Genomic DNA, 6,012 nt, shown 5'->3' on the forward strand with positions numbered 1-6,012 from the left:
ACTCTATCCACCCTGGCTTCCCTGCCGCAGTTCAACGGGGACCACCCGTACCGGCGTACTCCACAGCCACTCCTCGGTGACGTAGGTTGCGGTCAGCAGCGTCATCAGGGCCAGGGCCCGTTCCGTCGAGGTTGAAGGATGTGCCCCGCAGTCGCCGAACCGGCACATCCACAGCTCGAAGGGGCTCCTGTCGCCGAGCTGCTCGTGGACGGAAGGCCTGGCGATGTTGACGCCGTCCCGCCAGATGTCGACCGAGATGCTGGTGAGCGGGAACCCGCCCGCAAGCACCCCGCCACCGGTGGTGACGAGACGGGCGACGGTGTCATGGACCGGCAGCATGCCCTCCGTCTGGAAGAGCACGACCCCGCCACCGGGAGGGCTCGCGATCCGTAGTGTCTCCAGGGGGCAGTCGCGTTCCGCCCTCCACAGCGCCTCGGTCTTGAGCGGCGGGCACCGCTCGGGCAGGGCGCCCAGGCGGCGGACGACCTCGTCCTCGGCGACGCCGCCGACGAACGCGATGCAGAACTCCTCGTGGTAGTCCTCATAGGAGAACATCATCTCGTCGACGGTCTCCTGGATCTCGCGGAGCCTCGGGCCGATGCGAGGAGCGCCGGGAAGATGGATGAAGAGGTCCGCCATGTCGGTGAAGAGCGCCTGGAATCCTGGAGATCGCCCGGCGATGCAGGACTTCCACGGGTCGGCTCCCGCGGCCAGCAGTAGCCGGACGGCGCCCTCGTGGCCGTGCCGTACCGCCTCCCAGAGCGGGGTGACCCCGTCGCCGTCAGTTGGGTCGACCTCCGCCCCCGCGGCCAGCAGTAGTTCGATCACCCGGACCGCGCCCTCCTGGGCGGCCTGGTGCATGGGCGTCGACTCCAGCCAGGGAAGCCGTTGCCCGGGGTCGAATCCGCCTGCCAGCCGTTCGCGGATCTCCGCCAGGTTCGTGTCGCGCCAGGCGCCGATGATCTCGCCCCATTCGATGTCGCCCACTGTCACCCCGTCTCGTCACGATGACAGGATCAAATCACCCGAAGGTGACATTTTCGATCAAACCTATGCGTGACAACCTGTCAGAGACCCGAGTCGTCTCCGGCAGGCGGTAGCGCGGGGTCAGGGCCAGGACGTTGTGGCAGGCGGTGTCGAGGTCCACGCGGTGCCCCACCGAGACGAAGACCGGCTTGACGCCGTTCCGGGTGCGGAGCACACGCCCGACGACGTCACCGTCCAGGATCAGCTCGGTCCAGGAGCCCCGTTCCTCGCCGGGAACGGAGTGGGAACCGACGAAGGCGGTCTTGCCGACGCCGATCGTGGGCAGGCCGGTCAACACGCCCAGGTGGCAGGCGAGGCCGAACCTGCGAGGGTGCGCCAGGCCGTACCCGTCGCAGACGACCAGGTCCGGAGCCTCGGTCAGCCGCTCCAGCGCCTCGACGAGCGCGGGGACCTCCCGGAAGGCGAGCAGCCCGGGAACATAGCCGAAGGCCACCCGGCCACCGACGACGACCTGTTCGACGACCTCCAGCGTGGTCCCGTCCAGTACAGCCACCGCCGCCGCGAGCCGCTCCCCGTCGTAGGCCACGTCCACCCCCGCGACCCTGGCGGGCCGCAGGGGGCCGGGGCCCGTCAGGTCGAGAAGCGGCCGCAGCTCGTCCTGGATCGCCTCGGCCTCGGCGATCGTGTGGGGGGTTCGTACCTTCATACAGACTTGACCTCCTCCCCTCCCCCAGGGAAGGGGATTCCCGCGGTCGCCCGCAGGGTTTCCTGTTTCACCGCCGGTCGCCCGCCCGAAAAGGATCTTTCGTTGAGGTCTTACACCGGCTCCGCAGGCGTTTCACCTCTCCGCCGGCCCGGCGGCGAGGATGGAGCCGATCGTGCGGATGGCGGCTTGGTTATCGCCGCCACCGAACACAGTACCGAAACCTGCAGCGTCGCACCGCGTTTCCTCCCAGCCCTGAAGGACCGGGTCTCCACGATTAAAGAGTTATGATCGCTATTTTTGGAGCATGACGACGTACAACGGGACCCTGCGGCGGGTCCTGAGGTGGCCGGTCAAGTCGCTGAGGGGCGAGGAGATCCGGCAGGGGCGGTTCGACGACCGGGGGATGGCGGGCGACCGTGCCTACTCCCTGGTCGACGGCAGGGAGAACCACGCGGGCAAGGTGCTCACCGTACGGCAGCGCGCCGAGATGCTCCACTGGAGCAGCGCGTACGGCGACGGGGACGTGCCCGCGCTGACGGCTCCCGACGGGACCGTCTGGGGCTGGGACGATCCGGGTCTCGCCGGGGCGCTGGCGCACTCGCTGGGCACACCGCTGAGCCTGCGCGCGGCCGACGGGCAGCAGGACAGAGGGCCGACCGTGCTCGTCACCTCCGAGGCGTCGCTGGCCGCGCTCGGCGAGGAGCTCGGCGCCCCGGTCGACCTGCGCAGGTTCCGGCCCAACCTGCACCTTGACCTCGACGCGCCCGCCTTCGCCGAGGAGAACTGGGGGCCGGGCACCACGGTCACCGTCGGCGAGGTCGAGCTGGCGGTGACCGGGGAGAATGCGGGGCCGTGCATCAGGTGCGCCGTGCCGAGCTGGGACCCGGACGGCCGGGAGCGCTGGCCCGAGCTGCAGAAGTGGCTGATCCAGCGGCACGAGAACAAGTTCGGCGTCATCGTCCGGGTGACCAGGCCCGGCGTCGCGAGGCGGGGCGACCGCGTGGCCGTCGACCACACGGCCGGCCCATCCTCGTGAGGGGCACGTCCGAGGGCCGTGCCCGGAGAACGGACCCGTACGGCGCGTCATAGTGTTTCCGAGCGGACTTTCTTCTGGGAAAAGGGGTGTGAGATGTCGGTTCTCGTGGCGTTCAGCGTGACGCCCATCGGGACGGGTGAGGACGTCGGCGAACTCGTGGCCGAGGCCGTGCGGGTGGTCCGCGCCTCGGGGCTGCCGAACCGTACCGACGCCATGTTCACCACGGTCGAAGGGGAGACCTGGGACGAGGTCATGAACGTGGTGCGGGACGCGGTCGCGGCGGTCGAGGCGCGGTGCGGGCGGGTCAGCCTCGTGCTCAAGGCCGACATCCGCCAGGGGCAGGACGGCAGACTGGACGCCAAGGTGGCCACCGTCGAGCGGTACCTCGCCTGACCAGGGCGCCGACCGGCCAGGACGGGACGGCGACGAGGAGGGGCGCGGCGGTGGCGGGCATTGCCGCGACTGGTATGCGAACCGTCGCCTGACTCTTTCGCTGATGCGTCTTCCAGACGTATATAGGCACATATGTCTGCCAGACCTATTAGGGTGGCGGCATGGAGAACGCCGAGCTCACCCCCACCGCGTGGGCGATCCTTGGGTTTCTGTCGCTGAAGGCGCAGACCGGCTACGAGATCCTGAGGGCCGCCAAGCGCTCGATGGAGGCCTTCTGGGGCGTCAGCAACGGTCAGCTCTACCCGCAGCTCCGGCTCCTGTCCGAGCTCGGGCTGATCAGGGCGGCGGGCGAGGCCGAGGGCCCCAGGTCGCGGCAGCGATGGGAGATCACCGGCGAGGGCAGGGCCGCCCTGCGCTCGTGGCTGGAGTCGATCTCCTCGCCGGTGCAGATCCGTGACGAGAACCTCGTCAAGCTCTTCTTCGCCGGGCGGAGCGGGCCCGAGTTGGTCGGCCGCCTCCTCGACGAGCGCAAGAGGATCTTTGCGCAGTTCGAGAGCGTGATCGACGCCGTGCTCCCCGGCGACCAGCTGCCCGAGGCCGAGCAGGCTGCCGCGCTTGGCGCCCCCGAGCTGCTCTTCAGGTACGGCAAGCACTTCACCAAGTCCACGATGCGCTGGATCGACCAGGAGGAGGAGCGCATGCGCGAGGCCTTCAGGGGCGACCGCGACGACCGGCCCGGCACGGATGACTCGCGCACTCCGGACGAAACGGAGGGCCGGGACGAGGGCGGCAGGGCCGACCAGGACGAGGGCGGCGGGGAGGATCGGGACGAGGGCGAGCGGCCCGACCGGGACGGGCTGTCCGGGCGCGGGCTGGACGGCAAGGGCGGCGGGAACTGACGTGTCCGACCTCCTCGCCCTCTTCGCCACGATCTTCAACGCTCTGCTCGTCGCGCTCTTCGCCAGGAAGGCGCTGGGCGTGCCCGTCGGCTGGCCGCGCTCCATCGTCATGGGCCTGTTCATGGGCCTGGCCGTTTCGTGGGCGGTTGGCTACATCGGCGAGCTGACCGGCGCCTTCGTCGGCGCCCAGGCCAGGGCCCCGCTCGGAGTGATCTTCATCATCATCACGCTGATCACGGCATGGGTCTTCGTGATCGGCCTGATCGTCCTGGTCCTGCTCGAACTCTTCGTCCCGACGGGCGCGCTGCCCTCGCCGCTGGCGTTCCTGCGCGGGTGGAAGGCGCGCAGGAGCAGGGCGCGGCGCTACACCCAGGTCGTGCGGATCGCGGCCAAACACGGGCTGAGCGGCTACCTCGGCGGGCGCCGCAGAACCCACGAGGGATCGGCCGCGATCGCCCGCTCGCTGCGCGACGCGCTCAACGAGGGCGGTGTCACCTTCGTCAAGCTCGGCCAGATGCTCTCCACCAGGCGCGACCTCATCCCCGAGGTCTTCGCCGACCAGCTCGCCACGCTACAGACCAGGGCCGAGCCCGAGCCGTGGCCGCAGGTCGAGCGGGCCATCCAGGAGGAGCTCGGCAGGCCGCTCGGCGAGGTCTTCCACACGGTCGACCCCAGCCCGCTCGCCTCCGCCTCGGTGGCTCAGGTCCACGCCGCACGGCTGCTGGACGGCACGCCCGTCGTGCTCAAGGTGCAGCGCCCAGGAGCGCGCAGGCAGGTCACCTCCGACGTCGAGATCATCCTCAGACTGGCCAGGTGGCTGGAACGAACCACCCCCTGGGGCAGGTCGCTGCGCGTGTTCAGGCTGGCCGAGGGCTTCGCCGCTTCCCTCGACGAGGAGCTCGACTACACCGTCGAGTTCGACAACCTGCGCGGCGTCGCGGCCACCTTGGACGGCGGGATCCGCGTGCCCACCGCCCACGAGAAGCACTCGACCGGCAGGCTCCTGGTCATGGACCGCCTGGAGGGCACCCCGGTCGGAGACGCGGGCGCGCTGCTGGCCGCACTGCCCGCCGCCACCCGCAAGGAGATCGCCGAACGCCTGCTCAGCGAGATCCTCAGGCAGCTCGTCCGCACCGGTGTCTTTCACGCCGACCTGCACCCCGGCAACATCCTCGTCACCGCGGACGGCGGTCTCGGCCTGCTCGACTTCGGCTCGGTCGGCCGCCTCGACCAGCCGACCCGCAACGCGCTCGGCATGCTACTGCTGGCCATCGACAAGAACGACGCGATCGGCGCCACCGACTCCCTCATCGAGATGCTGGACAGGCCCGAGAAGCTGGCCGAGCGGGAGCTCGAACGCGACATCGGCCAGCTCATGGTCCGCTACCGCACGGGATTCGGCAGGGGCGGCAGCGCGGGCATGTTCACCGCGCTGTTCAAGCTGATCCACGCGTACGGCTTCGCCGTACCACCGCAGATCGCGGGCGCCTTCAGGGCGCTGGCCGCGCTCGACGGCACACTCGCCCTGATCAGCCCCGACCTCGACGTGGTTGGTGCGGCCAGGCAGCAGGGCAGGGAGATGATGCGCGAGGCCACCGAGCCCGAGGCCGTGCGCGCCGACCTGGAGAGCCGTCTGGCGGGCTACCTGCCGATCCTGCAGCGGCTGCCCAGGCGGATCAACAAGCTGGCCGAGGACCTGGAGCACGGCAGGATCTCGGTCAACATCAGGCCGCTGTCGGACGAGCGCGACAGGCGCTTCCTGACCGGCCTCGTGCACCAGGTGGTGGTCGCCATCCTCGCCGCCGCCGCGACGCTGGGCGCGATCGTGCTCATAGCGGCGGACGTCGGGCCGATGGTGACGCCCAACCTGCGGCTGGTCGCGCTGATCGGCTTCGCGTTGCTGCTGGTCGGCTTCGTGCTGGCGCTGCGCTCGCTCGCGCTGGTCTTCCGCCGTCAATGACCCGCCCGCCGAGGTTCCGCGCGCCCGCGCC

At 70.2% G+C, this 6,012-nt stretch carries 6 protein-coding genes; 4 read left to right on the plus strand and 2 right to left on the minus strand.

Annotation, left to right across the window (positions count from 1 at the left end):
- Positions 1–3 precede the first annotated feature (3 nt).
- Positions 4–987, minus strand: coding sequence for an ankyrin repeat domain-containing protein (locus AB0395_RS41990; RefSeq protein WP_366291944.1), 984 nt, complete (start codon positions 985–987; stop codon positions 4–6).
- 34 nt (positions 988–1,021) lie between these two features.
- Positions 1,022–1,693 (minus strand): endonuclease V, encoded by a 672-nt coding sequence (locus AB0395_RS41995; RefSeq protein WP_366291947.1) that lies wholly within the window; start codon positions 1,691–1,693, stop codon positions 1,022–1,024.
- Between the two features lie 304 nt (positions 1,694–1,997).
- On the opposite strand from AB0395_RS41995, the gene AB0395_RS42000 reads away from it, so the two are divergent.
- From AB0395_RS42000 to AB0395_RS42015, 4 genes are all read left to right on the plus strand, one after another.
- A complete protein-coding gene (locus tag AB0395_RS42000) occupies positions 1,998–2,729 on the plus strand; it encodes an MOSC N-terminal beta barrel domain-containing protein (RefSeq protein ID WP_366291951.1) in 732 nt (243 codons plus the stop codon).
- Positions 2,730–2,822: 93 nt separating this feature from the next.
- Positions 2,823–3,122, plus strand: a complete 300-nt coding sequence (locus tag AB0395_RS42005; RefSeq protein ID WP_366291954.1) for an MTH1187 family thiamine-binding protein — start codon at positions 2,823–2,825, stop codon at positions 3,120–3,122.
- Between the two features lie 161 nt (positions 3,123–3,283).
- Complete coding sequence (locus tag AB0395_RS42010; RefSeq protein ID WP_366291956.1) at positions 3,284–4,021, plus strand: PadR family transcriptional regulator; 738 nt, start codon at positions 3,284–3,286, stop codon at positions 4,019–4,021.
- A gap of 1 nt (position 4,022) precedes the next feature.
- Positions 4,023–5,981 carry an AarF/UbiB family protein gene (locus tag AB0395_RS42015; protein ID WP_366291959.1) on the plus strand — a complete coding sequence of 653 codons (1,959 nt, stop codon included), beginning with the start codon at positions 4,023–4,025 and terminating at the stop codon, positions 5,979–5,981.
- Positions 5,982–6,012 lie beyond the last annotated feature (31 nt).

The sequence above is a fragment of the Streptosporangium sp. NPDC051023 genome, from assembly GCF_040689595.1.
Classification (GTDB): Bacteria; Actinomycetota; Actinomycetes; order Streptosporangiales; family Streptosporangiaceae; genus Streptosporangium.